This window comes from Billgrantia montanilacus (assembly GCF_003336675.1).
Taxonomy (GTDB): Bacteria; Pseudomonadota; Gammaproteobacteria; order Pseudomonadales; family Halomonadaceae; genus Halomonas; species Halomonas montanilacus.
The window spans coordinates 198308-224597 of the sequence record NZ_QPII01000003.1 but is presented as its reverse complement, the minus strand read 5'-3'; the positions used below and the strand labels follow the sequence as shown (position 1 = coordinate 224597).

25 protein-coding genes are annotated in these 26290 nt (G+C 61.8%); 10 read left to right on the top strand and 15 right to left on the bottom strand.

The features are described from left to right. Window positions 1-2: 2 nt before the first annotated feature. The 4 genes from DU505_RS06460 to DU505_RS06445 form a co-directional block, all read right to left on the bottom strand. On the bottom strand, window positions 3-1499 hold the full coding sequence (locus tag DU505_RS06460) for a CoA-acylating methylmalonate-semialdehyde dehydrogenase (protein ID WP_114478164.1): 1497 nt from the start codon (window positions 1497-1499) through the stop codon (window positions 3-5). Window positions 1500-1522: 23 nt separating this feature from the next. Continuing rightward, complete coding sequence (gene aptA, locus DU505_RS06455; protein ID WP_114478163.1) at window positions 1523-2893, bottom strand: omega-aminotransferase AptA; 1371 nt, start codon at window positions 2891-2893, stop codon at window positions 1523-1525. Window positions 2894-3036: 143 nt separating this feature from the next. After that, on the bottom strand, window positions 3037-3930 hold the full coding sequence (ubiA, locus tag DU505_RS06450) for a 4-hydroxybenzoate octaprenyltransferase (RefSeq protein ID WP_114478162.1): 894 nt from the start codon (window positions 3928-3930) through the stop codon (window positions 3037-3039). Between the two features lie 29 nt (window positions 3931-3959). Then, window positions 3960-4526, bottom strand: coding sequence for a chorismate--pyruvate lyase family protein (locus tag DU505_RS06445; protein WP_245947792.1), 567 nt, complete (start codon window positions 4524-4526; stop codon window positions 3960-3962). 113 nt (window positions 4527-4639) lie between these two features. Here DU505_RS06445 and DU505_RS06440 point away from each other — a divergent pair, with 113 nt between their 5' ends. The 3 genes from DU505_RS06440 to DU505_RS06430 all read left to right on the top strand — a co-directional run bounded on the left by DU505_RS06440 (window position 4640) and on the right by DU505_RS06430 (window position 6731). Continuing rightward, window positions 4640-5800: an FAD-dependent oxidoreductase gene (locus DU505_RS06440; protein WP_114478161.1), complete on the top strand. Its 1161-nt coding sequence runs from the start codon at window positions 4640-4642 to the stop codon at window positions 5798-5800. Window positions 5801-6011: 211 nt separating this feature from the next. Further along, a complete protein-coding gene (locus tag DU505_RS06435) occupies window positions 6012-6290 on the top strand; it encodes an HU family DNA-binding protein (RefSeq protein WP_010625919.1) in 279 nt (92 codons plus the stop codon). Window positions 6291-6374: 84 nt separating this feature from the next. Next, complete coding sequence (locus tag DU505_RS06430) at window positions 6375-6731, top strand: hypothetical protein (RefSeq protein ID WP_114478160.1); 357 nt, start codon at window positions 6375-6377, stop codon at window positions 6729-6731. Between the two features lie 285 nt (window positions 6732-7016). Here DU505_RS06430 and recG read toward each other — a convergent pair whose 3' ends face one another. Both recG and DU505_RS06415 read right to left on the bottom strand, forming a co-directional pair. Further along, complete coding sequence (gene recG / locus DU505_RS06420; RefSeq protein WP_114478158.1) at window positions 7017-9098, bottom strand: ATP-dependent DNA helicase RecG; 2082 nt, start codon at window positions 9096-9098, stop codon at window positions 7017-7019. Window positions 9099-9106: 8 nt separating this feature from the next. Next, window positions 9107-10027, bottom strand: coding sequence for a hydrogen peroxide-inducible genes activator (locus DU505_RS06415; RefSeq protein ID WP_114478157.1), 921 nt, complete (start codon window positions 10025-10027; stop codon window positions 9107-9109). An 81-nt stretch (window positions 10028-10108) separates the two neighbouring features. On the opposite strand from DU505_RS06415, the gene DU505_RS06410 reads away from it, so the two are divergent. Then, the gene (locus DU505_RS06410) at window positions 10109-10981 is read left to right on the top strand and encodes an NAD-dependent epimerase/dehydratase family protein (RefSeq protein WP_181872746.1); all 873 of its coding nucleotides are present in this window, start codon (window positions 10109-10111) and stop codon (window positions 10979-10981) included. A gap of 25 nt (window positions 10982-11006) precedes the next feature. On the opposite strand, the gene DU505_RS06405 is transcribed toward DU505_RS06410, so the two are convergent. The 7 genes from DU505_RS06405 to DU505_RS06375 form a co-directional block, all read right to left on the bottom strand. After that, on the bottom strand, window positions 11007-11513 hold the full coding sequence (locus DU505_RS06405; RefSeq protein WP_114478155.1) for an acyloxyacyl hydrolase: 507 nt from the start codon (window positions 11511-11513) through the stop codon (window positions 11007-11009). 69 nt (window positions 11514-11582) lie between these two features. After that, window positions 11583-12095, bottom strand: a complete 513-nt coding sequence (gene thpR, locus DU505_RS06400; protein WP_114478154.1) for an RNA 2',3'-cyclic phosphodiesterase — start codon at window positions 12093-12095, stop codon at window positions 11583-11585. A gap of 59 nt (window positions 12096-12154) precedes the next feature. Then, window positions 12155-12544 (bottom strand): RidA family protein, encoded by a 390-nt coding sequence (locus DU505_RS06395; protein ID WP_114478153.1) that lies wholly within the window; start codon window positions 12542-12544, stop codon window positions 12155-12157. 97 nt (window positions 12545-12641) lie between these two features. Then, entirely contained in the window at window positions 12642-14777 is a 2136-nt protein-coding gene (locus DU505_RS06390; protein ID WP_114478152.1) for a RelA/SpoT family protein, read from the bottom strand. Window positions 14778-14799: 22 nt separating this feature from the next. After that, a complete protein-coding gene (gene rpoZ, locus DU505_RS06385) occupies window positions 14800-15060 on the bottom strand; it encodes a DNA-directed RNA polymerase subunit omega (RefSeq protein ID WP_066449048.1) in 261 nt (86 codons plus the stop codon). 116 nt (window positions 15061-15176) lie between these two features. Beyond that, the gene (gene gmk, locus DU505_RS06380; RefSeq protein WP_114478151.1) at window positions 15177-15791 is read right to left on the bottom strand and encodes a guanylate kinase; all 615 of its coding nucleotides are present in this window, start codon (window positions 15789-15791) and stop codon (window positions 15177-15179) included. Between the two features lie 319 nt (window positions 15792-16110). Beyond that, entirely contained in the window at window positions 16111-17139 is a 1029-nt protein-coding gene (locus tag DU505_RS06375) for an AraC family transcriptional regulator (protein WP_181872745.1), read from the bottom strand. Window positions 17140-17271: 132 nt separating this feature from the next. Here DU505_RS06375 and DU505_RS06370 point away from each other — a divergent pair, with 132 nt between their 5' ends. From DU505_RS06370 to DU505_RS06360, 3 genes are read left to right on the top strand one after another with little or no spacing between them, the layout of a single operon-like run. After that, the gene (locus DU505_RS06370; protein ID WP_114478149.1) at window positions 17272-19743 is read left to right on the top strand and encodes an efflux RND transporter permease subunit; all 2472 of its coding nucleotides are present in this window, start codon (window positions 17272-17274) and stop codon (window positions 19741-19743) included. Between the two features lie 10 nt (window positions 19744-19753). Beyond that, window positions 19754-20578, top strand: coding sequence for an outer membrane lipoprotein-sorting protein (locus DU505_RS06365; protein ID WP_114478148.1), 825 nt, complete (start codon window positions 19754-19756; stop codon window positions 20576-20578). Continuing rightward, on the top strand, window positions 20575-21903 hold the full coding sequence (locus tag DU505_RS06360) for a DUF1302 domain-containing protein (protein ID WP_147273046.1): 1329 nt from the start codon (window positions 20575-20577) through the stop codon (window positions 21901-21903). The genes DU505_RS06365 and DU505_RS06360 overlap by 4 nt, the downstream gene beginning before the upstream one ends. Window positions 21904-21973: 70 nt before the next feature. Here the strand turns inward: DU505_RS06360 and DU505_RS06355 are convergent, their stop codons facing one another. Continuing rightward, window positions 21974-22855, bottom strand: a complete 882-nt coding sequence (locus DU505_RS06355; protein ID WP_114478146.1) for a YicC/YloC family endoribonuclease — start codon at window positions 22853-22855, stop codon at window positions 21974-21976. 184 nt (window positions 22856-23039) lie between these two features. Between DU505_RS06355 and rph the strand changes: the two genes are divergently transcribed. Next, window positions 23040-23777, top strand: coding sequence for a ribonuclease PH (gene rph, locus DU505_RS06350; RefSeq protein WP_114478145.1), 738 nt, complete (start codon window positions 23040-23042; stop codon window positions 23775-23777). A 238-nt stretch (window positions 23778-24015) separates the two neighbouring features. Here the strand turns inward: rph and DU505_RS06345 are convergent, their stop codons facing one another. Further along, entirely contained in the window at window positions 24016-24783 is a 768-nt protein-coding gene (locus tag DU505_RS06345; RefSeq protein WP_114478144.1) for an exodeoxyribonuclease III, read from the bottom strand. A gap of 144 nt (window positions 24784-24927) precedes the next feature. On the opposite strand from DU505_RS06345, the gene pyrE reads away from it, so the two are divergent. Both pyrE and DU505_RS06335 read left to right on the top strand, forming a co-directional pair. Continuing rightward, window positions 24928-25605 carry an orotate phosphoribosyltransferase gene (gene pyrE / locus DU505_RS06340; RefSeq protein WP_114478276.1) on the top strand — a complete coding sequence of 226 codons (678 nt, stop codon included), beginning with the start codon at window positions 24928-24930 and terminating at the stop codon, window positions 25603-25605. 58 nt (window positions 25606-25663) lie between these two features. Beyond that, window positions 25664-26233 carry a YfaZ family outer membrane protein gene (locus DU505_RS06335; RefSeq protein ID WP_114478143.1) on the top strand — a complete coding sequence of 190 codons (570 nt, stop codon included), beginning with the start codon at window positions 25664-25666 and terminating at the stop codon, window positions 26231-26233. Window positions 26234-26290: the final 57 nt, after the last annotated feature.

The window sequence follows — 26290 nt, the reverse complement described above, 5'->3', positions numbered from 1 at the left end:
ATTCAGCTGCCGCTGGAGGGGAAGGAGAACTCCGCCGAACTGGCCTCGAAGCTCGAGGGCCAACGCTGTGAAACGGCCTTGCGCCGGGTATAGAAGCGCACCGAGTCGGGACCGTAGGCGTGCAGGTCGCCGAACAGCGAACGCTTCCAGCCGCCGAAGCTGTGGTAGGCGACCGGTACCGGCAGCGGCACGTTGATGCCGACCATGCCGACCTCGATGCCATCGGCAAAGCGTCGTGCGGCTTCGCCATCCCGGGTGAACAGGCAAGTACCGTTGCCGTATTCGTGGGCATTGATCAACGCCATGGCCTCGTCGAGGCTGGCGACGCGAACCACGCAGAGCACCGGGCCGAAGATCTCTTCCCGGTAGATACGCATCTCGGGGGTCACCCGGTCGAACAGGCAGCCGCCGACGAAGTAGCCATCCTCGTGCCCCGCCACCTTGATCCCGCGTCCATCGGCAACGAGCTGGGCGCCCGAGGCGACGCCGTCCTCGATATAGCCGAGTACCTTGTCGCGATGCTCGGCGGTGACCAGGGGGCCCATGTCGAGGCCGCGCTCGGTGCCGGCACCGACCTTCAGACCGGCGATCTTGGGCAGCAGCGTCTCCACCAGGCGATCGGCGGTCTCGTCACCCACACAGACCGCCACGGAGATCGCCATGCAGCGCTCACCGCAGCTGCCGTAGGCGGCTCCCATCAGGGTAATGGCGGCGTTCTCCAGATCGGCATCCGGCAGGACCACGGCGTGGTTCTTCGCGCCACCCAGGGCCTGGACGCGCTTGCCGTTGGCGCTGCCGCGGGTATAGATCGCCTCGGCCACGGGAGTGGAGCCGACGAAGGAGATCGCCTTGACGTCGGGGGCGTCCAGCAGCGCTTCGACAGTCTCGCGGCCTCCGTGTACCACGTTGATCACCCCGTTGGGCAGGCCGGCCTCGTGCAGCAGCTCGGCCACGGCGAGTGTCGACGTGGGGTCCTTCTCTGAGGGCTTGAGAATGAAGGCATTGCCGCAGGCGATGGCCATGGGATACATCCACAGCGGGACCATGGCGGGGAAGTTGAACGGCGTGATGCCGGCGACGATCCCCAGCGGCTGGAAGTTGGACCAGGCATCGATGCCGGGGCCGGCATTGTGGGAGTACTCGCCCTTGAGCAGTTCCGGCACGCCACAGGCGTACTCGACGTTCTCGATGCCGCGCTTGAGCTCACCCATGGCGTCTTCCAGGGTCTTGCCGTGCTCTTCGCTGATCAGCTGGACCAGGCGGTCGGCGTGGGTCTCGAGCAGCTGCTTGAAACGGTACATCACCTGGGCGCGCTTGGCCGGCGGGGTGTCGCGCCAGGCGGGAAAGGCCGCCCGTGCTGCGGCTATGGCCTGCTCGACCGTGGCCTGGTCACCGTTCGCCACCTGGCGAACGGTTTCGCCGGTGGAGGGATTGGTCACCGGCAGGGTGTTGGGGCTGTGGCACTTTTCACCGTTGATCAGGTGGGAAACGAGGTCCATCGGGCGCTCCTTGTGGCTAGGCTTCAAGTCAGGGAATCGAGGGTCGTGGCCACGGCGTCGAAGAGCCGCTCGAGCTCCGCTTCCGTCGAGCCGAATGGCGGGCCGAACTGCAGGGTGTCGCCGCCGTAGCGCACATAGAACCCCGCTTGCCAGAGCGCCAGGTGGGCGTCGCGGGGCCGCACGGTGGGATCACCGTCACGTGGGGCCAGCTGAATCGCACCGGCCAGCCCGTGGTTGCGGATATCCACCACGTGGGGCCGACCCTTGAGGGCGTGGAGCTTCTCCTCGAACACCGGGGCAATGGCGCGAACCTGGCCGGGGAAGTCCTCCCGCTCGAGCAGGTCGAGGGAGGCCAGGGCGGCGGCACAGGCCACCGGGTGGGCGCTGTAGGTGTAGCCGTGGGGAAATTCGATGGCGTGCTCGGGCCCGCCAGCGTGCATGAAGGTATCGAAGATCTCGCCGGAGGCGATCACCGCGCCCATGGGCACCGCACCGTTGGTGAGCTGCTTGGCGATATTCATCATGTCCGGCGTCACGCCGAAGGCCTCGGCACCGGTGGTCGCACCGCTGCGGCCGAAGGCGGTAATCACCTCGTCGAAGATCAGCAGGATGTCATGGGCGCTGCAGATTTCGCGGAGTCGTTCGAGATAGCCTTTCGGCGGTACGATGACGCCGCCGGAGCCCGACATGGGCTCGACGAGGACTGCCGCGATATTGGAGGCGTCGTGCAGGGCGATCTGGTCGAGCAGGGCATCGGCGAGCTCGGCGCCGCTCTCGGCCTGGCCACGGGTGAAGGCGAGGTGGGGCTGCAGGGTGTGGGGCAGGTGGGTCACGTCGAGCAGCTGCCCGTAGTGCTTGCGGTTGCCGCCGATCCCGCCGAGGCTGGTGCCGCCGACGTTGACGCCGTGGTAGCCCTTGGCCCGGCCGATCAACCGGGTCTTCTCCGGGCGGCCCTTGAGCCGCCAGTAGGCCCTGGCCATCTTCACCGCGGTGTCGGCGGCATCGGAGCCGGAGTTGGTGAAGAAGACGTGGTCGAGGCCGGCAGGGGTCAGGCTCGCCACCTTCTCGGCGAGTTCGAAGGCCAGCGGGTGGGCGACCTGGAAGCCCGGCGCGAAGTCCAGGCTGCCCAGCTGGCGGCTCACCGCCTGCTGGATCTCCATCCGGTTGTGTCCCGCACCGCTGGTCCAGAGACCCGACAGCGAGTCGAACAGGCGCCGACCCCGGTCATCGACGTAGTAGCGGCCTTCGGCGCCGGTGATCATGCGCGGATTGGCGTGGAAATCACGGTTGGAGCTGAACGGCATCCACAGGTGCCGATTGAGCCCCGGATGCCCCGCTGCCGCTTCGCGGCCGGCGGATGAGGTTGTGGCTTGTTGGGTATCGACCTCGTACATGGTCCTGTCCTCTGCTGCCTGTCGGATGTTGTTCACCCGCGTTGTGCCTACAGGATGGACCGGAAAAAAGGTTTATAAAATCAAACTATACTGTCGTTAACGTCAGGTTGATGATACGTGATTGACGCCTCGCGGAGCGAGGCTCAGCCGTTCAGGATGGGCCAGAGGCTGAGAGCGATGCCGGCGAAGACCAGCAGGCCCGACCAGTGGTTGTTGAGGAATGCCTGGAAGCAGCGATCCCGATCCCGAGTACGAATCAGGGTCTGCTGATGCACGAAGGTGGCCGCCATGGCCGCAAGGCCCAGCCAGAAGAATAGACCCAGCCCCAGGCGCAGGCCGACCCAGGCCAGCAGTGCCAGGGTGGCCCCCTGCAGCAGGCCGATTATCAGCCGGTCGGCGCGGCCGAACAGCACGGCGGTGGACTTGATACCAATGCGCAGGTCGTCGTCGCGGTCGACCATGGCGTACTCGGTATCGTAGGCCACTGTCCAGGCCACATTGGCGCAGAACAGCAGCCAGGCCTCCACCGGCACGTGGCCCAGCACGGCGCCGAAGGCCATGGGAATCGCCCAGGAGAAGGCGGCACCGAGGAAGACCTGGGGCAGGTGGGTGTAGCGCTTCATGAACGGATAGATGAAGGCCAGCACCACCCCGACCAGCGACAGCATCACCGTGAACAGGTTGGTGAACAGCACCAGTACGAAGGACGCCAGCACCAGCATCACGAACAGCACCTGGGCCTCGCGCTCGCTGATGCGACCGGTGGCCAGGGGGCGGTTCTTCGTCCGCTTGACGTGCCCATCGAAGTGACGGTCGGCGTAGTCGTTGACCACACAGCCGGCCGCCCGCATCAGGTAGACGCCGGCGATGAAGATCAGCAGTACGTTGCGCCCAGGGATGCCCTCGGCAGCTACCCACAGCGCCCAGAGGGTGGGCCACATCAGCAGCCAGGTGCCGATGGGGCGGTCCAGACGCATCAGGTGCAGGAAGTCGGGCACGCGGGCCAGGCCGGTGGGATGCAGCAGGGATCGGTCCATCGGAGCCTCCTCAATCGATGGCGCTCATCCTAACGTGAAGGCAGCGCCAGTTCATCCGCCATGGCGTCGAGGAAGAACTCCTGCACCAGAACGGCGAAGCGACCGTGGCGAAATACCGAGCGGCGGCCCCAGGGGCCGCTCTGGCAATGGAAAGGGGGCGGGGAGGCCGTCACTTCGATGGGGCTGCGCTCCAGACCCGGCTGTCGAAACAGCCAGCTCCCCAGCGAGCGTTCCCCGAGCCGGTCGAGGCGTTGCCCACGCAGCTGCGCAAGCGGCGCCACCGAGCGCGCCACCACCCAGGGGCGTTCGTCCAGGCAGAGCGCCACTTCGCGAAGCCAGGCGAGGCGACCGAGGGGCAGGCCCAGGGCCCTGGCCTCGTCGGGGCGTGGCCGCCCCGGGCGCTGGTCGAGCAGGCGCACGCGGAAGGCCTTCTCGCCACCGGCCTCGATCAACCGGGCGGTGAGGGAATCCCGCGAGGCGACCCAGGCCCACCAGGCCGGGCTCATGGCCGGCTGGCCAGCCGCCAGCGGCCGCCAGCTTACGGCTTTCGGGGTCAAGCGGGTGGGGTCGTGGCGCACCGCATGTCTCCGGGTCACCTTGCTCTCCAGGTCGATCGAGGGGCGCATAGTGTAACATGCGGTTCTGACTCGATTCCCTGTAGTGGGCGGTATCGAACGCGTGCCAGCCCCGTGATACGGCAAGGAGTTTCATGACCGCTCCCCTGATCATTGTCGGCTCCGGCATGGCGGGCCTTGGCCTGGCCCGGCAGGTGCGCGCCCGGGATACGGCGCGCCCCATCACCCTGATCACCGCCGATAGCGGCGATGACTACGCCAAGCCGCTGCTCTCCACCGGCTTCGCCAAGGGTCTGCCGCCCACTCGGTTGGCCACCCGCTCGGCGCTGGAAGCGGCCGACCAGCTGGGAGTGGTGATGCGCACCCATACCCGGGTGGAGGGTATCGACATTCAGGCGCGTGCGCTGCTCATCGGTGAGGAGCGTCTGCCCTGGAGCGAGTTGGTACTGGCTACCGGGGCGGCACCGGCGGTGCCCTTCAAGATTCCCGAAACAGTGGCCGGGCGTGTCTTCACGATCAACGACCTCGACGACTACCGTCGATTCCACGCTGCGCTGGAGACGTTGGGCCGCCGGGCCCGCGTGGCCATCGTTGGTGCGGGCCTGGTGGGCTGCGAATTCGCCAACGACCTGATCGCCGGCGGGCACGAAATCACCCTGGTGGCGCCGGAGAGTGCACCGCTGCCACGACTGCTGCCGGAGCCGCTGGGGCGTGCATTGGGGGAGGCCTTCGTCGAAGCCGGCATGACGCTGACGCTGGGACGCAGCCTGGCAGCGCTGGAAAGCGTCGGCAGCGCTATCGGAATCACGCTCAGCGACGGAAGCCGGCTTGAGGCCGACCTGGTGCTGGTGGCCACCGGGCTGCGTCCGCGGACGGAACTAGCCGCGTCGGCAGCCATCGAGGTCGGCGCGGCAGGCATCCTGGTGGATCGCCGGCTGGCGACGTCGGCACCCGCGGTATACGCCCTGGGGGACGTGGCCTGCGTCGACGGGGTCAACGCCATGTACGTACAGCCGCTTCAGGCCAGCGCCAAGGCGCTGGGGCGAACATTGACCGGCGAGCCTTGCGAGGTGGCCTTCGGGGCCTGGCCGATACTGGTCAAGACACCGCTGCTGCCTGTCGTGGCACTGCCGCCGACCCGGGCACCGGCGCGTTGGCGAATCGAAGGGGAAGGCCGTGATCTGGCGGCCTTTGCCGAGACACAAGACGAACGTTTGATCGGTTTTGCGTTGACAGGGAGCTGCGTGCGTCGGAAAGTTGAGCTGGCGCGAGCCACACCGCCGTTGCTAGGCTAGTGACGTCGGCGACACTGCGGGTCATATGGCCTGCAGCTGGCGACAGCATCACCTCGCATGGACGTTTTCCGGGGGCAAGGGTTTCATACGTAGTACATCAGGGGCTTCATACCCGGAAGCGGCAGGCGGTTCATGCTGCATGAATCGATCGCGCGAATAACAACACACCGGCGCCCAGCGTCGGGATTTAGCCAAAACCAGGAGGGGCTTTATGCGCAAACCAGAACTTGCTGCGGCAATTGCCGAGCGTGCGGAACTTTCGAAGGACAAAGCGAGCCAGGTGCTCAACGTCATTCTCGACGAGATCACCGGTAGCGTGGCTCAGGGACAGGACGTCTCACTGATCGGTTTCGGGACTTTCACCGTGCGCGAGCGAGCCGCCCGCACCGGCAAGAACCCGCAGACGGGCCAGCCCCTGGCCATCCCGGCCAGCAAGACCGTGGCCTTCAAGCCCGGAAAGGGGCTCAAGGATGCTGTCGGCAAGGGCTGACGCCACGCTGCGTGCTTCCGTGGCGCGGCCTGCCTTCATTGCAGGCCGCGGTTTCTTCCTGTTCCTGTTTGAAGCGGATTCGCCATGAAGCTGCGACTCATGCTGTGGCTGCTGGGCTTGTTGCTCAAGCGCGCCCTGCGCCGCAAGCCGCGCTTTCGCGAAACCCTGACCGAGATGCGTAGCCTCGACTGGGGTATCGCCACCGAGAATCTCTCCATCGCACGGCACTACCGCATGTCCCCCAAGGGCATTCATGCGGGGTCGGGCCTTCCCGTGGATCTCGACCTGGAGCTGCGTTTCGAGGACGAGGCCACCGCCATCAAGGTGCTTCGCAAGCCGACCCAGCAAGCCTTCCTCGACGGCATGATGGCCGGTAACGTTCGCCTGGTCGGAGACTCCAGCGACCTCAACAAGCTGCAGAAGCTGTTGAAGCACTTGTAGGCCGCCACTCACCATCCTGACAATGGCGCACGGACATCGCGTCATTAGGCTTTGTACGAAAACTGCCTGCGCTTGGCCATGCGGCGTTAAAAAGCGGCTCAACATGCTCATTTACACCCCGTAAACTCGAACGCGAGCCCGGTCCTTTTTTCGCCGATTTTTGCCTTGCCTGACCATCGCTCGCCGACTTTTCGTACATAGCCTAGCGGTGCCGCTCGTATCAGCCATTCCCCGTCAGCATTCATCATCAGCATTCTTCGACCAACATCCAGCGACAGACGGGCATCACACCTGCCCGTACCGCCCCGCCTGCTCGCCCAGCCAGCGGCGAATCAACGGCTGGCTGGCCTCGGGGTGGCTGGCGAGCAGCGCATCGGCCAGCGGCGAGACTCGTTCCAGCAGGTCGGCGTCGCGCTCCAGGTCGGCGATCTTCATCTGGGCGAGTCCCGTCTGGCGGGTGCCCAGTACTTCGCCGGGGCCGCGCAGCTCCAGATCCTTCTCGGCGATGCGGAAGCCATCAGTGGTTTCGCGCATGACGCCGAGCCGTTCCCGGGAGTGGGCCGACAGCGGGCCATGGTAGAGCAGTACGCAGAAGCTCTCGGTGGAGCCCCGCCCGACCCGGCCGCGGAGCTGGTGAAGCTGCGATAGTCCCAGCCGCTCCGGGTTCTCGATGATCATCAGGCTGGCGTTGGGCACATCGACCCCGACCTCGATCACCGTGGTGGCCACCAGCAGGTCGAGCTCGCCGGCCTTGAAGGCATCCATCACCGCGGCCTTCTCCGTCGCCTTCATGCGCCCGTGGACCAGACCGATGGCTAGTTCGGGCAGCGCCTCGCCGAGCTCTGCGTGGGTCGCCTCGGCGGCCTGGCACTGCAGGGCTTCGGACTCCTCGATCAGGGTGCAGACCCAGTAGGCCTGGCGGCCCTCGGCGCAGGCATGGCGGATGCGTGCCACCACGTCGGGCCGGCGCTCGTCGGGAACCACCACCGTCTTGACCGGGGTGCGCCCGGGGGGCAGCTCGTCGATCACGGAAACATCCAGGTCGGCATAGGCGCTCATCGCCAGGGTGCGGGGGATCGGCGTAGCGGTCATCACCAGCTGGTGGGGGGTCAGGCCGCCGGCTTCGCCCTTCTCGCGTAGCGCCAGGCGCTGGTGCACGCCGAAGCGGTGCTGTTCGTCGACAATGGCGAGGCCCAGGCGCTGGAAGTGAACGTCGCCCTGGAACAGCGCATGGGTCCCCACCACCATGCGCGCACGCCCGTCCTGGATGGCCGCCTTGGTATCCAGCCGTGTCTTGCCCTTGAGCTTGCCGGCCAGCCATGCCACATCGATGCCGAGCGGCTCGAACCAGGCGCGGAAGGTACGGTAATGCTGTTCGGCCAGGATCTCGGTGGGAGCCATCATCGCCGCCTGGCAGTCGCCGGCGATGGCCGACAGTGCGGCCATGGCCGCCACCACCGTCTTGCCCGAGCCCACGTCGCCCTGGACCAGGCGCAGCATGGGTACCTCGCGGGCCAGGTCGGCGCCGATTTCGTCGAGGACTCGACGCTGGGCGCCGGTCAGCGAGAAGGGCAGCTGGGTGAGGAAGCGCGTCTGCAGACCGCGCCCGCTGGGCAGTGCCGGGGCGCCGTCCTGCTGGATGCGCAGGCGGACCTCGCGCAGGCTGAGGCGGTGGGCGAGCAGCTCTTCAAGGGCCAGCCGTCGGCTGGCGGGGTGCATGCCGCTGGCCAACTGCTCGGGGTTGGCATCCGGCGGTGGCTGATGCAGCACCTTCAGGCAGTGGTGCAGCTCGGGCAGGCCGAAGCGCTGTCGTAGCGAGTCGGGTAGCCAGTCGGGCAGCGCCCCGGGGGCGGCGTCGAGCTGTGCCAGCGCCTGCTCGATCAGCGCGCGCAGTCGCGTCTGGTGCAGCCCTTCGGTGGTGGGATAGATCGGAGTCAGGTGATCCTCCACCGGCGGGGCGTCGTCGCTCAGCAGCCGATACTCGGGATGATAGATCTCGAGTCCGGTGGCGCCGGCTCGAGCCTCACCGAAGGCGCGTATCCTCGCGCCTGGATGGAATTGTTGCTGTTGGGCCGGCGAAAAGTGGAAAAAGCGCAGGCTGAGGATGCCCGAGCCGTCTCGAAGCCGCACCAGTAGGCTGCGACGCCGACCGCGCACCACTTCGCTGGCCATGACCTCCCCCTCCACCACGGCCTCGTGTCCGGCACGCAGGGTGCCGATGGGCGTGATGCGGGTACGGTCTTGATAGCGCAGCGGCAGGTGGAAGAGCAGGTCCGCCACGCATGCCACGCGCAGCCGGGCCAGCTTCAGCACCAGCGCCTCGCCAACGCCCTTGAGAGAGGTGACCGGCGCGTCGAGTGCGTTCATGTCAGCGTTCATGCCGTCTCGGGGAGTGCCTCATGACACTGTGTGATGGCATTGGTCACGGCGTCGATGGCGCGCGGTCGAGGGAAGCTGGCACGCCAGGCGATGGCCACGGTGCGCGAGGGTGCCGGGGCGCTGAACGGTCGGCTGGTGAGCAGCCCGGTCTCGTAATGGACGGTACCGATGGCCGAGCGGGGCAGTACTGTAATGCCGAGCTTGGAGGCCACCATATGACGGATGGTCTCCAGGGAACCCCCTTCTGCCGTCAGGGTATTGTTCGGACTGTTGAGCTTGTGGCTGATGGCCGGACATGCCTCGAGGATCTGGTCACGGAAGCAGTGCCCCTCACCCAGCAACAGCAGGCGCTCGCTGAGGAGGTCTTCCTTGTCGATGTGCTCGCGCTGCGCCCAGGCATGATCAGCGGGGATCAGCACCTCGAATTCCTCGTCGTAGAGCGGCTTGGTGACGACATCGGTCTCGTTGAACGGCAGCGCGATGATGATGGCGTCGAGCTCACCGCTCCGCAGCTTGTGTCTCAGGCTGGCAGTGAAACCCTCCTCGATATAGAGCGACATCTGCGGTGCGCTGCGTGCCAGTGCCGGGACCAGATGCGGGAACAAATAGGGGCCGATGGTGTAGATGGCGCCGATGCGCAGCGGGCTCGCTAACTGGTCCTTGCCGGCATTGGCCAGCTCCTTGATCACGCTGCTCTGCTCCAGCACGCGCTGGGCCTGCTCGACGATCCTCTCGCCCATGGGGGTCACCTGAACGGTGGACTTGGAGCGCTCGAAGAGTGCCACCCCCAGCTCCTCCTCGAGTTTCTTGACCGCCACCGACAGGGTTGGCTGGGAGACGAAGCAGCGTTCGGCGGCGCGGCCGAAGTGGCGCTCCTGAGCCAAGGTTACGATATAGCGAAGTTCTGTTAGAGTCATGGTTGGTGCCCGCCGGGCATCCTCTCGGACGATAGATGTATGGATTTCAATAGGGACTTTTTATCAGGGGGCGAGAGAAAGGTGAAGAAAACGACACTGATTCTAGGTTGTGGCGATATCGGCATGGTGCTGGGCGGCGAGTTGATCGCGGCCGGCCATCGGGTTATCGGCGCCCGACGCGGCGTAGCGGCGCTGGAGGGCAGCGGCATCGAGCCCCTGGCGCTGGACCTCAGCGACGAAGCCGCCTTGGCCAAGCTGCCCAATGCCGACTTCGTGGTCTATGTGCTCAGCGCCGACCGCTTCGAGGAGGCCGCCTATCGTGCCGCCTATCTCGATGGACTCCAGGCGGTGCTGCGCACCTACGAGGGGCGCGATAGCGCCCCTCAGCGAATTCTGTTCGTCTCATCCACCAGTGTATACAGCCAGAAGGAAGGCGAGCTGGTGAACGAAGAGAGCCCTGCCGAGGCACCCGGCTTCTCCGGCGTATTGATGCGGGAGGCGGAACAGGCTCTGCATGATAGCCCGATACCCGGTACGGCTGTGCGTTTTTCCGGCATCTATGGCCCGGGCCGTGACCGCCTTATCCGCCAGGTACTGGAAGGCCGCATTGCGCCTGCGACCCCGCCCATGTACTCCAATCGCATCCATCGCGACGACTGTGCCGGCGTGCTGAAGCATCTGATCGAACTCAGCGAGGCAGGAAAGCCGCTGGAGGACCTCTACCTGGGCAGCGACTGCGCCCCGGACCCGCTCTATGACGTGATGGCCTGGATGGCAGGGAAACTCAAGGTGGAGCCCACCGAAGTGATCCAGGCGCCGCTGCGCAAGCGTGCCAGCAAGCGCTGCGACAACACCCGCCTGCTCGAGACGGGCTACACCTTCCGCTACCCCAGCTACCGTGACGGCTACAGCCAGGTGATGAAAGAGGGCGGCTTCCTGCCCGAGCCGGTCTAGATCGGTTCGCCGGTCGCATGTGGCATCAAAGTGCCCAGCGATAGCCCAGGGCCAACACCTCGAAGCCATCGTTGGGTCGCTTGATGCCGCCGTTGGAGTAGTGGGACAGGCTCAGTGCCAGCTCTCCACCGCCTAGCGGCAGGCCCGCCGCGATGCGGTCCTGGAATTGGAAGGCGGTGGAGAGCTCCCGCGACTCGTGTCGTGTATTGAGGAAGAGGGCGCCACCGATGCCTGCCTCGATGAATGCGCTGCGTTGCCCGGCGAAGGTATAGCGCAGTGCCGGGGTCAGCAGCCAGGCGGCGTTGGCGTCCTTCTCGCGACTGGATAGCAGTAGCAGGCCGGTGGCCAGGCGCAGGTCGAGCTGCGGGTGCAGGCGCTCGAGCCCGACCATGGTGTCGAGTTCGATGCGCAGGGCCGCGGTCGATTCGCTGGTGGCACCGCCGGCAACATAGAGATCGGCCAGGCCGGCTTGGCTACCCGCCATTGCCAGGCAGGCGAAGAGTCGAGCAATTAGTGTCCTTGCGCGAAGCAACGTGTTCTCCTTTTTCTTGTGCGCCAATAATTAGCGAGCCAATTGATGGTGCGCTTCCGCCTTGAAAGCTCATCCTGGCGATACGGCCAGGGTGCGGTAACGTGCCCCGCGCTCATCGGTGAAGGATTGGATCAGCTCAAGCTGATTATACGACCATGCCAGGTCGATGGGGGGAAGATCGTGCCGCTGGCTTGTGCTGGCCCGTCGCAGCAGGGTGACATGGGGAACGAACCGGTCGGGACGGCCGGTCAGGCCGCGGGCCTCCAGGCCTTGCCAGAGTTCGTGCTGCAGCTCTGCCAGCGCCGGGGCGGATGCCTGGCTCCCGACCCAGACGATACCGGGGCGCTTGAAGTAGCCCCAACCATCGAGGCGCCACTCGCCGGGCGCGATGGCAAGGCCCTGCACCCATTCGGCGAGCTCGAGGGCCTGCGCCTCCTCCACCTCGCCGAGAAAGGCGAGCGTCAGGTGCAGGCTCTCGTCCGGCATGCGTCGCCCGCCGCAGCGGGCGTGGGCGAAGTCCGCCAGCTCACCGAGCCGCCTGCGCAGCTCGGGCGGCGGGGTCAGGGCCAGGAAGAGTCGCATAGGGTCGAACCCCATTAAAGCCGAAAAGGATCTCGAGCGCAGTAGCGAGTCCGCCTTTCCTAGTCGCCGATGACCATAACGGCTTCAGCCTCGAACTGGGCGCCCTTGGGCAGCGCCTTGACGCCCACCGCGGCGCGGGCCGGATAGGGCTTATCGAAGAACTCCTCCATTACCTGGTTGACGATGGCGAAGTTGCCCAGGTCGACCAGGTAGAGGTTGAGCTTGACGATTTCACCCAGCGAGCCGGCAGCCTCTTCGCAGACGGCCTTGAGGTTGGTGAAGACCTGCCGGGCCTGGGCCTCGAAGTCGTCGGAGACCAGCTCCATGGTGGCCGGATCAAGGGGAATCTGACCGGAGAGGTAGATGGTATTGCCAGCCTTGATCGCCTGGGAGTAGGGGCCGATGGCGGCGGGTGCCTTGTCGGTATTGATGACTGCCTTGTTGCTCATGGAAGGTCTCCTTCTGTTCGTTGCGAATGAGAAAACGGAATCGTCGAAACGACACTGCTGTTGTCCGCCGCCAGGGACGGTGAGCAGGTCGATGGGGTCAGTTGCCTACGCGGGTGATCTTGCCGACCTGCGGGAGGTTGCGGATGCGCTTGATGATGCGGGCGAGGTGTACGCGGTCACGCACCGCCAGGGTCAGGTGGACGATGGAGAGTCGCACGTCGCGCTCCTCGATGCCGATGCGTTCGATATTGGCATCGGCGTCGGTAACCAGGCTGGCCAGCTCAGCCACCAGGCCGCGGCGACTCTCGATTTCCAGGCGCAGGGCCACGGGGAAATCCTCGTCGATCTCGGCGGACCACTCCAGGGCGAGCAGCTTGTCGGGGTCGCTCTTCAGCTCGTCGAGATTGCGGCACTCGGTCCGGTGCACCACGATGCCCTTGCCCACCGACAGGTGTCCGATCACGGGGTCGCCGGGCAGCGGATGACAGCAGCGGGCGAACTTGATCACCATGCCCTCGGCACCGCTGATCACGATGGGACCCTGGGGCTGAAGGGTGCGCTGCCTGCCGTCGACGCCTTCACCGTGGAGGGCATCGACCAGGTGCCTGGCGACCACGTAGGCTACGCGTGTTCCCAAGCCGATGGATTCCAGCAGGGCATCCTCGTGCTTGAGCGACAGGTCGTCCAGCACCTGTGGCAGGACCTGCTCCGGGAGCTCCTCCAGGCTGGTCTCGAATTCTCCCAGAGCCTTGTTGAGCAGGCGTCGGCCCAGCTGTACGGCTTCGGTATGCTGCTGGTGCTTGAGCGCGTGACGAATTGCCGAGCGCGCCTTGGCGGTGACCACGAAATTGAGCCAGGCGAGATTGGGCTTGGCGCCGGGGGCGGTGATGATTTCCAGGGTCTGGCCGCTCTCCAGGCGGGTGGAGAGCGGTGCCAGATGACGGTCGATGCGACAGGCGATGCAGTTGTTGCCGATGTCGGTGTGCACCGTATAGGCGAAGTCGATGACCGTGGCCCCCTGGGGCAGTTCCATGATGTCGCCGCGGGGCGTGAAAACATAGATGTCGTCGGGAAACAGATCGTTCTTGACGTGCTCGATGAACTCCAGCGAATCGCCGGCATGGCGCTGCATCTCCAGCAGCCCCTTGACCCACTGCCGTGCGCGGGCGTGACTGCCCTCGGCAATGGGGTGGTCGGTCTGGCCGGCCTTGTAGAGCCAGTGGGCGGCGATGCCGTTGTTGGCCATGGCCTCCATCTCGCGAGTACGGATCTGCACCTCGATGGGCATGCCGCCGCTGCCGAACAGGGTGGTATGCAGGCTCTGGTAGCCGTTGGCCTTGGGAATGGCGATATAGTCCTTGAAGCGCCCGGGCACTGGCTTGTAGAGGTTGTGCACTACGCCGAGGATACGGTAGCAGCTGTCGACGTCCTCGGTGATGATGCGAAAGCCGAAGACGTCCATGATCTCGGCGAACGGCTTGCGCTGGTCGCGCATCTTCTTGTAGATCGACAGCAGGTGCTTCTGGCGGCCGATCACCGTGCCGGACAGTTGCTCGTCGTCGAGGCTCTGCTGCAGCGCGTGCTGGATCTGGCGGATCGCCGAGCGACGATGGCCGCGGGCGCTTGAGACGGCGCGCTTGATGCGCTCGGCGCGCATCGGGTGCAGCGCCTGGAAGGAGAGATCCTCGAGCTCCACGCGGATGGTGTTGATGCCCAGGCGGCTGGCGATACGGGCGTAGATCTCCAGCGTCTCGCGAGCGATGCGGCGCTTCTTCTCGGGGCGCAGGGCGCCCAGGGTGCGCATGTTGTGCAGGCGATCGGCGAGCTTGACGATGATGACGCGGATATCCCGCGACATCGCCAGCACCATCTTCTGGAAGTTCTCGGCCTGGGCGACCGCCTTGTCCTCGAAGGTGATCTGGGTCAGCTTGGAAACCCCATCGACCAGCTCCGCCACCGGCTTGCCGAACTGCTCGGCCAGTGCCTCCTTGGAGACACCGGTATCCTCGATCACGTCGTGCAGCATGGCCGACATCAGGCTCTGATGGTCCATGTGCATGTTGGCGAGGATATTGGCCACGGCCAGGGGGTGGGTGACGTAGGGCTCGCCCGAACGACGCCGCTGGCCGTCATGGGCCTGCTCGGCGTAGTAGAAGGCGCGCTTGACCTGCTGGATCTCGTCGGGAGGTAGGTAGCCGCCGAGTCGGTCGGCCAGGTCGTCGATGGTGAACATTAGCGCGCCTTGAGTGCTTGCCTTACTCCTCGATGGCGATGCCCGGCTCGCCCTCATGGCGAATTCGGACCGGCGCCTCGATCGGCTCGTCCAGTACGCTCTTGTCGACCAGGCCGGCGGCGATCTCGCGCAGGGCCATCACGGTGGGTTTGTCGTTTTCCCAGGGCAGCTGGGCGTCGCGGGAGCCGCGCGCGAGTTGACGAGCGCGCTGGGTGGAGATCATCACCAGCTTGAAGCGATTCTCGACGTTTTCCAGACAATCTTCGACGGTGACACGCGCCATGTAAGTATTCCCGAAAAGCTGTGGACATCCCCGACCGTAGCCGGAAATTCGAAATGGAACAGGACAGTCTAGATTACTCGACGCCTGGCATCCCTGACAAGCGCCTGCGGCCGGGGTCAGGACAACAGCGCCGCCAGCAGGGGGCCGTGCTCCTTCTGCACTCGCGCGACGCTCAAGCGTCGACTGATCACCAGCGACTGCAGTTCGCGCAGGGCGGTGGTGAAGTCGTCGTTGACCACCAGGTAGTCGTACTCGTCGTAATGCGACATCTCGCTGACCGCATCGCGCATGCGTCGGGCGATGGTGGCGTGCTCATCGGTGCCGCGGCTGGCCAGGCGGCGCTCCAGCTCGTCCCGGGAGGGAGGCAGGATGAAGATCGAAACCGCATCCGGCATCTGCTGGCGAACCTGGCGGGCACCCTGCCAGTCGATCTCCAGGATCACATCCTGCCCGGCATTGAGCATCGCCTCCACCGATGGGCGCGATGAGCCGTAATAGTTGTCGAACACCCTGGCGTATTCGAAGAACTCGCCACGCTCGATCATGGCCTCGAAGGCCGCCACGTCGACGAAGTGGTAGTTCACCCCGTCGACTTCGCCGCGGCGCTGGCTCCGGGTGGTATGAGACACCGAGACCTGGATGCCGTCGAGGCTTTCGATCAGCTCGCGCACCAGCGTGGTCTTGCCGGCACCGGAGGGGGCGGAAATGATGAAGAGCGTACCCTGGGGCATGGTCAGCATCCCTGATTGGCAACTGGGTGAAGCGGCGTGTGCCGTGAGAAAAGTGCGAAGTATCGCATGAATCCGCATCGCGCTGAATCACGTCGGGTCTTGTAAACTCCTCAAGGCCGATTGATGAAGGCATCTGGAGGGTCCATGAGTCAGCAACGGAACACCAGCGAATTCTAGGTAGGAGAGGTCCACTGGTCACGGAGGGGGGCATTCCGTCACCAAGAGCGCCACCCCTGAAGCCTGTACCAATGGATATAGCCTAGCTGAATAGCAGCAGGATGTTTGCGTGATAGGGTATCTCACAGGAAGAACATGATCATCAGGGGCTGCTCGATTTTCGATATTGCCTAGGGGTTAGGCCTGTCCATGTTTTAAACGCATGATTAAATGCGCTTTGCTCTGAATATCCCAGCAGCAGAGCAATCTCGGATATGGGAATTGTAGTGCTGGTTAAATAGCCCTTGGCCATCTCCTTCTTTACCTCACGAACAATTTCTTGAAACCTGACTCCCTCTGATTTTAGCCGTTGTTGAAGTGTCCTCGAGCTGATACCAAAATTGCGGGCCACCGTGTTTATATCCATATTCAGGGACAGTCCAGGGTGAGACACTATCGATCTAATCTTCTTTTTCCATGAGTCGGGTTCCTGCAGCGCGTCTAATTGAGTGTCTGCGTACTGGAGCAAGGTAGAGAGCAAAAGTTCGTCTGCGTAGGGAATGGGTGTGTCCAAGGTGGCATTGGCAAACTCAAGGGCTGTGATACTCGAATCGAAATGCACCGGGGCTTTTAACACAGACTCATGTGCCGCGGTGTAAAAAGGAGAGGGCCACGAAAAATGCACAGCACTTGGAGAAACCGGTTGCTTGCATAACACATCAAGGATCGTCACGATTGCGGAAAACATGCATTCACACATGTGCCGCCTCACAGCTTCATCAGCACCGATGGCAGGGTCGGTAACAGTAATGGCCGCAGTGTTTGGTCGTCGTACCAGTTTCGGGTGATACACGTCGGAGTACAGCTCATGATACTGGCAAAAATGTTCCAAAGCCTCACCAACGGTCTTGCTGTTGGCGGTCAACGTTGTCAGAAAGTGCCCGTTGAGATGTTGTACTAGAGCTTTTCCAGCATTAAGGCCAAGGTGTTCATCATCGCTTAAATTCAGCGCTAGCTCCCATATTTCATGGGCCTCCTTTTCCAGCAGTGCGGCTTCTATCGGAGGATTCGTTGCCTCGGGCTCGCTGATGCCCCGGCGCTGCCATTTGTGATACGCACCGATGATTTGTATAGCGAACTTGGAGTGGTTTTCTTTGAGGGCATGACCCCTCTGGTCCGACACCTTATCCATGATGGCCATACTCCACAGCTGATGTCTTATCCGTGTTTTCGTGAATTATCAAATTTCTTGGCTTAAATATCAATACGCCGTCGGTTCGAGAAAGTAGGCTAGGTAGCAGTTTTCAGCGGAAGATTTGCGCCTATGAAACCGAAGAGCTGGATGGCAAACATCGCCGGTTGGACCTTCGACCACCCGCTGGTGAGCCTGCTTCTCGTGCTTGGGATGAGCCTGGTCTTGGGTGCGGGCCTGCTAAGGCTAGAGATGGATTCCAGTAATGAGTCCCTATTCCAGAAAGGCGACCCGACGCTACAAGCTTACCAGTCTTTCCAGCGTGAGTTTGGCCGCAACGACGTGGTAGTGGTTGCCGTAACCACCGATGAGCCCCGTACCGCTGCGTTTATGGATCAGCTGCAGCAGTTGCATCGAGACCTGGAGGATCGGGTGCCCTGGCTCGACGATGTGACCAGTCTGGTCAATGCGGACTGGATGGCATCCCAGGGAGGTGACGGGCTACGCGTGGGTGATCTGGGCGACTTGTGGCCGGATGAGGGTAGCCTGGAGCAGGCGCGCTGGAATGAAATCGTCACGAGCTCCTTGTACCGGGATACGCTGGTGTCCAGCGATGGAACAATGGTCTTGCTGGTAGTGCGCGCCATGGCGCAGGCCCCTGATGAGGTTGACCAGACTAATCAAGACGATTTTTTCAGCGCCGAGACTCAAGCTACAGACCAAGCAAGAAATGCTGTGGATGAACAACCACGGTTATCCAGCCCGCAATTAAACGAGTTTGCTAGCACAATCCAGGATGTCGTCGCCGAGTACGAAGCGCAAGGCGTGCAGGTTCGTGCAGCGGGCGGGCCCTTGCTGGACAAGCTTCATCACGATGCCATCCTCCACGATGTAGCAGTTCTAATGTCTGCTGCCCTGTTCACAATCATACTTGCGCTTTACGTTCTTTTCAGGCGCATCACTGCCGTGGTTATCCCGGTAGCAGTCATTACCTTGGCTCTTGCCAGCACGCTGGGCCTTATGGGCTGGACTGGGATTCCGTTTACGCCGGTTACCCAGGCACTGCCGGCCCTGTTGTTAATGGCCGGCGTATTGGATGCCGTGCACCTAATCGGCCTGTTCTATGTAGAGAGGCGCAAAGGTACCGATACGCGCAGTGCAATTTTGAGTGCCGTGACCCACAGCGGTATGGCGGTGTTGTTCACCAGCTTGACTACGGCAGCGGGATTCCTCGCCTTCACTGTGGCACGCATGAAGCCCATTGCAGACTTCGGTTGGCTCGCTGCGTTCGGGATTATGCTTATTTTTGTATACACCCTCGTGCTCTTGCCAGCGTTTATCAGGATCATCCCCGGGCGGGTTTCCGCATCAGATAAGGCCACTCACACGCTCTGGCCTCGGCTGACGGGAAAAATGATAGGGCTTTCGGCGATAGGGGTAAGGCATCCATTGAAAATCATGACGGTTGTTGCGGTGCTAATTATCGGGGCTATACCAGGCGTCATGAAAGTTGAGTTTTCCTACGATGTGCTCAACTGGTTTCCCGAAGACACTCCGATAAGAGTCGATACCCTTGCGATCGACGAAAAAATTCAGGCAACGGTGCCGCTGGAAGTGATTGTGGATACGGGCCAGGAGGATGGCATTCTCACGCCTGAATTCATGGCAGCACTGAGAGAGTTCCAGAATTACTCTGAGTCACTTGACCCAGGGACGGTGAAAGTGGGTCGGGCGACCTCCATTGTCGATGTTTTGGAAAGAATTCACTCACAGCTGACTAATGTGCCGCCGGGGCAGGTGATGATTCCCGTGACCCAAAATCTAATACATCAGGAGATGCTCCTATACGAAAGTGGCGGTCCTCGAGAGATAACGCGGCTTGTTGATCGCGACTACTCCAAGGCTCGCATAACCCTTCGTCTTGCCTACGCGGATGGCCGTGACATGGTACCTCTGCGCCAAGCAGTTGAAGACAGGGCACAGGAAATTTTCTCAGGGTTGGGAGAGGTTACCGTGACCGGGACCGTGGATCTCGTGGCAACAGGTACTATCGACCTTATTGCAAGCATGACAGATAGCTATTTATTCGCTGCAATCAGCATCAGTTTAATGCTGGTCATTCTTTGGAAATCGATAAAGTTAGGTGTCTTGGCCATTATTCCCAATTTTATTGTGATCTATCTGGCGCTGGCAGCCATGGGATACGCGGGTATGGACATTAACTTGATAACGGTACTCCTAGGCGGGATCGCGTTAGGTCTGGTCGTGGACGACACCGTACACCTGATCAACGGCATACAATACAAGATACGTCGCTCCGGGCATTCTCTTGAAAGAGCCGTACGTGAGACGATCAGTGTGATAGCGCCTTTGCTTCTAATCACTAGCGTTGTCCTGGCTGGAGGCTTCTCCCTATTTTCTCTGTCGATGATGTCGGCGTTACAAAGCTTTGGTATTCTTTTGGCTTTCACGATATTGCTGGCTTTTTTATTCGACTTGATTGTGATTCCGGCGATTATGGCGATATTCGCTGCCCGATCTAATGAGCTTGCTACGCAAGCTGATGGTTCGACACATGACGACATAGATCAACAAGTCAAATAGCGTTGGAGTGATGATTGCTATGCTTTGCTTAAAAAATGTAGTTTCAGCCACCTTCATTGCCTTTTTTGTTTCCTTGGGTTTAGGTGTTTCTTCTGGGCTACATGCTGATGAAGAAGGCTTTCGAATAATGACGGATGTTGATAACCGATACCGTGGCGATAGCTGGTCCATGGATGTCTATTTGTTATTGACGGATGAAAATGGCAGAGAAAGAGAGAGAACCCTGCGCATGCTGGGCAAGATGTACGGTGACGATGAACGAACCCTTACCTATGTGAGGGCACCTTCGCGCCTACGAGGAACTGGCATTCTAACCTACGATTGGGCCGAACCCGGACGAAACAATGAATCCTGGCTTTACCTGCCAGACCTTGGAAGGGTAACTCGCCTGACAACCGCCAACCGTGCTGATTATTTTCTGGGTACCGATTTTACCTATGGTGACTTGGAAGGCCTCGAAGTGGAAGATTTTTACTATGAAGTAGACAGCGAGCTCAGCAATGATAATGAGGTTGTTGTTGTCGCGACACCAAAAAGCCGCGAAATTGTCGATAAATACGGCTATACCAAGATCCAGTACTGGGTCGACACAGAGAAGGATGTGTACACTAAAGCACAGTACTGGCTGGAAAATGAGGGCTGGATAAAATATTACAGTCAGTTTGATTTTGAGCAAATTGATGGTGTCTGGCTTTCTGGAAGAGAGCAGATGGTAATGACAAGAAATAATAGGAGGGTTCACTCCACTATTCTTACGCGAGGTGAGGTTGCGATAAATCCCGATATTCCCGACAATACTTTTACGACTAATGGCTTGGAGAGGGCTGCAGAATGACCTTGCGAAACTGGTCCGCTGCAATGCTTTTATTTTTCTGGGGGTATGCTGCGGCAGCTGAGGATTTCTTCCAGATAACTGAAGACAAACCCAGTCGCGCTGTTGAAGACACAGGCGGAGGTGTCGAATTTTCTGGTTCTCTTACCCATCGTTTTCACTACGCCCTCACTAACCAAAGAGATCAATTTGCTTTTCGTCGTGAAGGTACAGGAGCAGTTTCCAATCGTTACGATCTGTTGCTGGAGGCACGATACAGGAGCGAAAACAACGTAAATATGCAGTTGGCTGGGCTTGCGAGTTATGATGCAGAGCTCGAGGATGCTTCTTATATGGAAGTGGATCAGTCTTACATCGAGTGGGGGCCCACCCCTTCGCTAAATATTAAATCCGGCCGCCAGATCATCTCCCTTGGAGAGTCTAACTATTTTCAGCTTGCTGATCGAATTAACCCCGTTGACGAGAGAGCCTTCGGGCTTTCAGAGCTGAGTGAGACACTCTTGCCCGTAGCAGCATCTCGTTTAAGTTATTATCAATCAAGATGGGGCGTTGATTTGATTGCTCTGCATGAATTCCGCCCTAATCATTACGACGAACCTTATGGGGATTTCGATCCCTATATTGAGTTTCGCGATATGCCCTTGGAGATTCAAGAGAATCGACCCGATGTGAGCCTTACTTCGCCAGATGTGGCCGGTCGATTTTTTCTATCGCGACCCTGGGGAGATATAGCCCTCTTTGCATCAAGGTTGCATGGTCGCGAGGCAAGGCCTACGGCCGTCAGTGAAAACACTCTGCACTTTGACTATTCAGAACTCACCTTGATGGGCGCCAGTGCCAATCGCGTCCTAGGAAGCTGGCTGCTTAAAAGTGAGTATGCGTATAGCGATGGAGATCTTTATCTTCGTGACTACAGTGGCGAAAGAGCAATGCAGGATTCCAACGCATTATCCGTGACAGGGTCCACGCATCGCTGGATGGTTGGGGGGCGTTATACGGGGGCTCGCAACTTGACCTTGGACCTTGAGATCTTGAGTTCTCACATTGTCTCAGTGGATGGTCCCTTGGGAGAAGACAGGACACAGCTCAAGGGAGTCGCTAGTATTGAACGGCAGATGTTGAATGAGAAGCTTGTGGCGAACCTAACCTATATGGGCTGGGAGGACAACCTTGCTTCAATGGTTCGGGTGCGGCTGGATTACGCGCTACAGGATGACGTTGTCGTGTTTGCTGGTGCGGTCAATTACAGTGCCAGTGCAGAGGATCAAATGTTGGCGCCGTATAGAAATAATGACCGCATGTTTGTAGGGTTTACGCTGAGTTTCTAGCTGTCGAGAGGAGGCCACCCACGGAAGTATACAAAGGCAACGTGAAGTCTTGCTTGGGTGGGGCTGGTTATCACTCGATATTCTGGATCTGCTCGCGCATCTGTTCGATCAGCACTTTCAGCTCCACCGCGCAGCGGGTGGTGTTGGCGACCACGGACTTCGACGACAGGGTGTTGGCTTCGCGGTTGAGCTCCTGCATCAGGAAGTCCAGTCGGCGGCCCATGGGGCCCTTCTGTCCCAGCTGGCGCTCCACTTCGCTGACGTGTGTCGCCAGGCGGTCGAGCTCCTCGTCGACGTCGGCCTTCTGGGCCAGCAGGACCAGTTCGGCCTCGAGGCGCTGGGGGTCGAGCTCCGCCTTGACCGAATCGAGGCGCTCAAGCAGTTGGGTGCGCTGGCGCTCCAGTATCGTCGGCATCAGGCGGCGAACCTCGGTCACCTGCTCGCGTACGCCGACCAGCCGGTCACGGATCAGGGCGGCGAGTTTCTCACCCTCACGGGCCCGTGACTCGATCAGTTCGTCGAGAGCCGCCTGGAAGAGCGCATTGGCCTCGGCCTTTACCGCATCCAGGTCCACGCCCTGGGCATCGAGCACCCCAGGGTGGTCCAGCAGCACCAGGGCGTCCGGCATGGGCGCCTCGGGCAGGGCTTCACGCACTTCGCCGAGGGCGTCGGCAAGGGCGCTGAGACGTGAGCGGTTGACCGCCAGGGTTTCACTGACGCTGGTAGGGTCGAAGCGCAGGTTGCACTCCACCTTGCCGCGGGCCAGCCGGGTGCGCAGAGTCTCGCGGAAGACGGTCTCCAGATCGCGCAGGGCTTCGGGCAGCCGGAAATGCGGCTCCAGGTAGCGCTGGTTTACCGAGCGCAGCTCCAGCTGCAGGCTGCCCCACTCGTCTTCCCGGCTCTGGCGGGCGAAAGCGGTCATGCTGTGAACTCTGTTGCGGCTGTCAGCCATAGCGACTCCCCGATACAGCGAGCTGCGGCCATTCAGCCGCAGCGGGTGAAATGTCTGGCAAGGAGTGTACCCGATTCGGGGCGCCGACCGTGTAGAATGGCCGCTTTTCCGACGTCGGGGCGGCTGTCGATTCCAAAGACGGCGGCCGGCGTCACTCCTAATCCCCTATGTATTGAGAGGTAACATGGCTTCCGACCTCAAGCGCTCCAGTGGACGACGGCCCGACCAGCCTCGCGAGATCCGGCTCACCCGTGACTATACACGCCATGCCGAGGGTTCCGTGCTGGTGGAGTTCGGCGACACCAAGGTGCTGTGCAACGCCAGCGTGGAAGCCGGGGTCCCCCGCTGGCTGCGTGGCAAGGGGCAGGGGTGGGTGACGGCCGAATACGGCATGCTGCCGCGTGCCACCCATACCCGCAGCGGGCGTGAGGCGACGCGGGGCAAGCAGGGGGGCCGGACGCTGGAGATCCAGCGCCTGATCGGACGCTCGCTGCGTGCCTCGGTGAACCTCAAGAAGCTAGGCGAATTCACCATTACCGTGGATTGTGATGTCATTCAGGCCGATGGCGGTACCCGCACCGCCTCGATCACGGGCGGCTGCGTGGCGTTGATCGATGCGATCCGTTACCTGCAGCGCGAGAAGAAGATCAAGGGCGACCCCTTCGAGCAGCTGGTCAGCTCGGTGTCGGTGGGTATCGTCAAGGGCGTGCCGGTGGTCGATCTGGACTACCCTGAAGACAGCGGCGCCGATACCGACATGAACGTGGTAATGGCCCAGAAGGGCGGCTTGATCGAAGTGCAGGGCACCGCCGAGGCGGGCACCTTCTCCCGTGCCGAGCTCAACGCCATGCTCGACCTGGCCGAGAAGGCCGGCGCCGATCTCTTCGCCCACCAGCAGGAAGCGCTGGGTATTCGTCGCTGAGAACGCCTGTCCTAGCACCGGATAAGATGAGCGCCGGGGGCGAGGCGGAGCGAGGGTCTTTTGCCATGGATGGCAAAAGTAGCACCCATGGATGGGTTCACAGCGCCCTCGCGCAGCCTTGTCGCCGGTAAAGCTCACCCCTGCGCTGCAGGTTCAGGAAGCTTCATACGCATTGCGCCGGCCTGATAGGGCCGGCGCAATGCGTTCCGGGCAGGCCCGGCCGCGACGTAAGGGAGCGTCAGAGCGTCAGGTCGTACTCGACGAATAGCGGGGCGAACTCGCTGAAGGTGGCGTCGTAGTCGATCCAGGCGTCGGTCACGTGTCGACGCAGGTTGGGGCCGACGATCTGGTAGTCGATGCGCCAGCCTCCCTGGCGCGAGCGTGGCTCGTCCTGGTCGAGCTTTGGCCACCAGGTGTATTCACCGGCGTCGCGGTTGATCTCGCGAAAGGTATCGATGAAGCCAGTGGGGCCAAACACCTGATCCATCCAGGCGCGCTCCTCGGGCTTGAAGCCCGGGGTGGTCTGGTTATCCGCCCAGTTTTCCAGATCGATGGTCTTGTGGGCGATGTGCCAGGTGCCACAGATGATGTACTCGCGGCGCTTGCGAGCCATCTTCGACAGGTATTCCTGATACTGCGCCATGAAGGCCTGCTTGGCGGCATAGTCGCTGCCGTCGGGCATCAGGAAGCTGACGATGCTAAAGCGGTCGTAGTCGGCCTGCAGGAAACGGGCTTCATGGTCGCACTGGGGAAAGCCCAGTCCGTACATGATCGCCTTGGGGATCTTGCGGCAGTAGATACCCACGCCGGAGAAACCGTCCTGCTCGGCGTCCAGGAAGTAGCCTTCGTAGCCTTCCGGATAGAGGATACTGTCGTCCAGCTCGAAGCTCTTGGCCTTGAGATTCTGGACGCAGATGACATCGGCATCCTGTTCCGCCAGCCAGTCGAGGAAGCCTCGGCCGACGGCTTCTCGGATACCGTTGACATTGATGGTGGCAATTTTCATACATGGTCCCTTTGACGTCGCGCGTGTATGATACCCGACGTTTCGACGTTTGGGTAAATGGCCCGCAGTGATAATCGTGATAAGGCGCAGATTCCAGCGAATTTCGGGCCTGTAGAGAGTGAGGGAAGCGCCGTGTCGGCCAGCATGCAAGCCTACCAGCGGAATTTTATCGAATTTGCCATCGAACAGGGCGTCCTGAAGTTCGGTGAGTTCACACTCAAGTCGGGCCGTGTCAGCCCCTATTTCTTCAATGCCGGCCTGTTTCGCAGCGGCCGCGCCTTGGCCCGCCTTGGTCGTTTCTACGCCAGTGCCATCGAAGCCAGCCAGTTGCCGGTGGACGTGCTGTTCGGCCCCGCCTACAAGGGCATTCCCCTCGCTGCCACGACCGCGGTGGCGCTGGCCGATCATCATGACCGCGACCTGCCCTTCGCCTTCAATCGCAAGGAGGCCAAGGCGCACGGCGAGGGTGGTAATATCGTCGGTGCCGAGCTGGCGGGGCGTATCCTCATCATCGACGATGTGATCACCGCCGGCACCGCCATCCGCGAAGTCATGGCTCTGATCGAGGCCGCCGGCGCCGAGGCGGTGGGTGTGGTGATCGCTCTGGATCGCCAGGAGCGTGGGGCTGGGGATGGTGAAGGTGAAGGAAACGCCCGAAGCGCCATCCAGGAGGTCGAGGCACGTTACGGTATGCCGGTCATCAGTATCGTGACGCTGGATATGGTGCTCGCCTATCTGGAAGAGCAGGGCGGCGAGGTGTTCAGCGGACATGCCGAGGCCATCCGCGACTACCGTGCCCGCTACGGTATTGCCGTCGATTAGTCGTTGTCGATGAGATGTCGTGACGCATGCTTTGCGTTGATTCAATAAGGAGCCTTCGATGAAGACCCTCACTAGACAGTTTGCCCTTGCCACCTTCGCTGTTGCCCTCCTGGCAACGACCGGGGCATACGCGGCTTCCGGCAGCCTGGACTTGAACCTGGGCCCGGATGCGGTGCAGTTCGAGGCCAACGGCGAGCTGATACAGGGTGTCGCCCTGGGGGGCGGCGTGCTTCACAGCGACTATCGTGGCGATGCCACGATCTATCATGCCCAGCTGCTGGGCGTTCAGCGCAATCGCGACCGGGATATCGGCGTCGGGGCCCGCTGGACCCAATTCGATACCGATCATGGCGACGGCGGTGGTTTGGGCCTGGGCGGCTACGGTTATGTCTTCCTGCCCCAGATGCCCGACGTCTCGGTGGGAGGCTACGGCTTCTATACGCCCAGCGTGGTGACCAGCAGTGACCTGGACGACGGCTACGAGGTGGGTGTTCGTGCCCGTTACGCCTTCACCCCCAACGTGGATGGCTACGTGGGCCTGCGCCAGGCGGCGGCCGACTTCGACAATGGCCGTGGCAACCGCACACTGGACCGGGGCGCGCAGGTGGGCGTGCGCCTGAGCTTCTGATACCGGCCATTTCCCCTTGTGTCGGCGGGCCCCTGCGGGGGCCCGCATGCGTTCTCA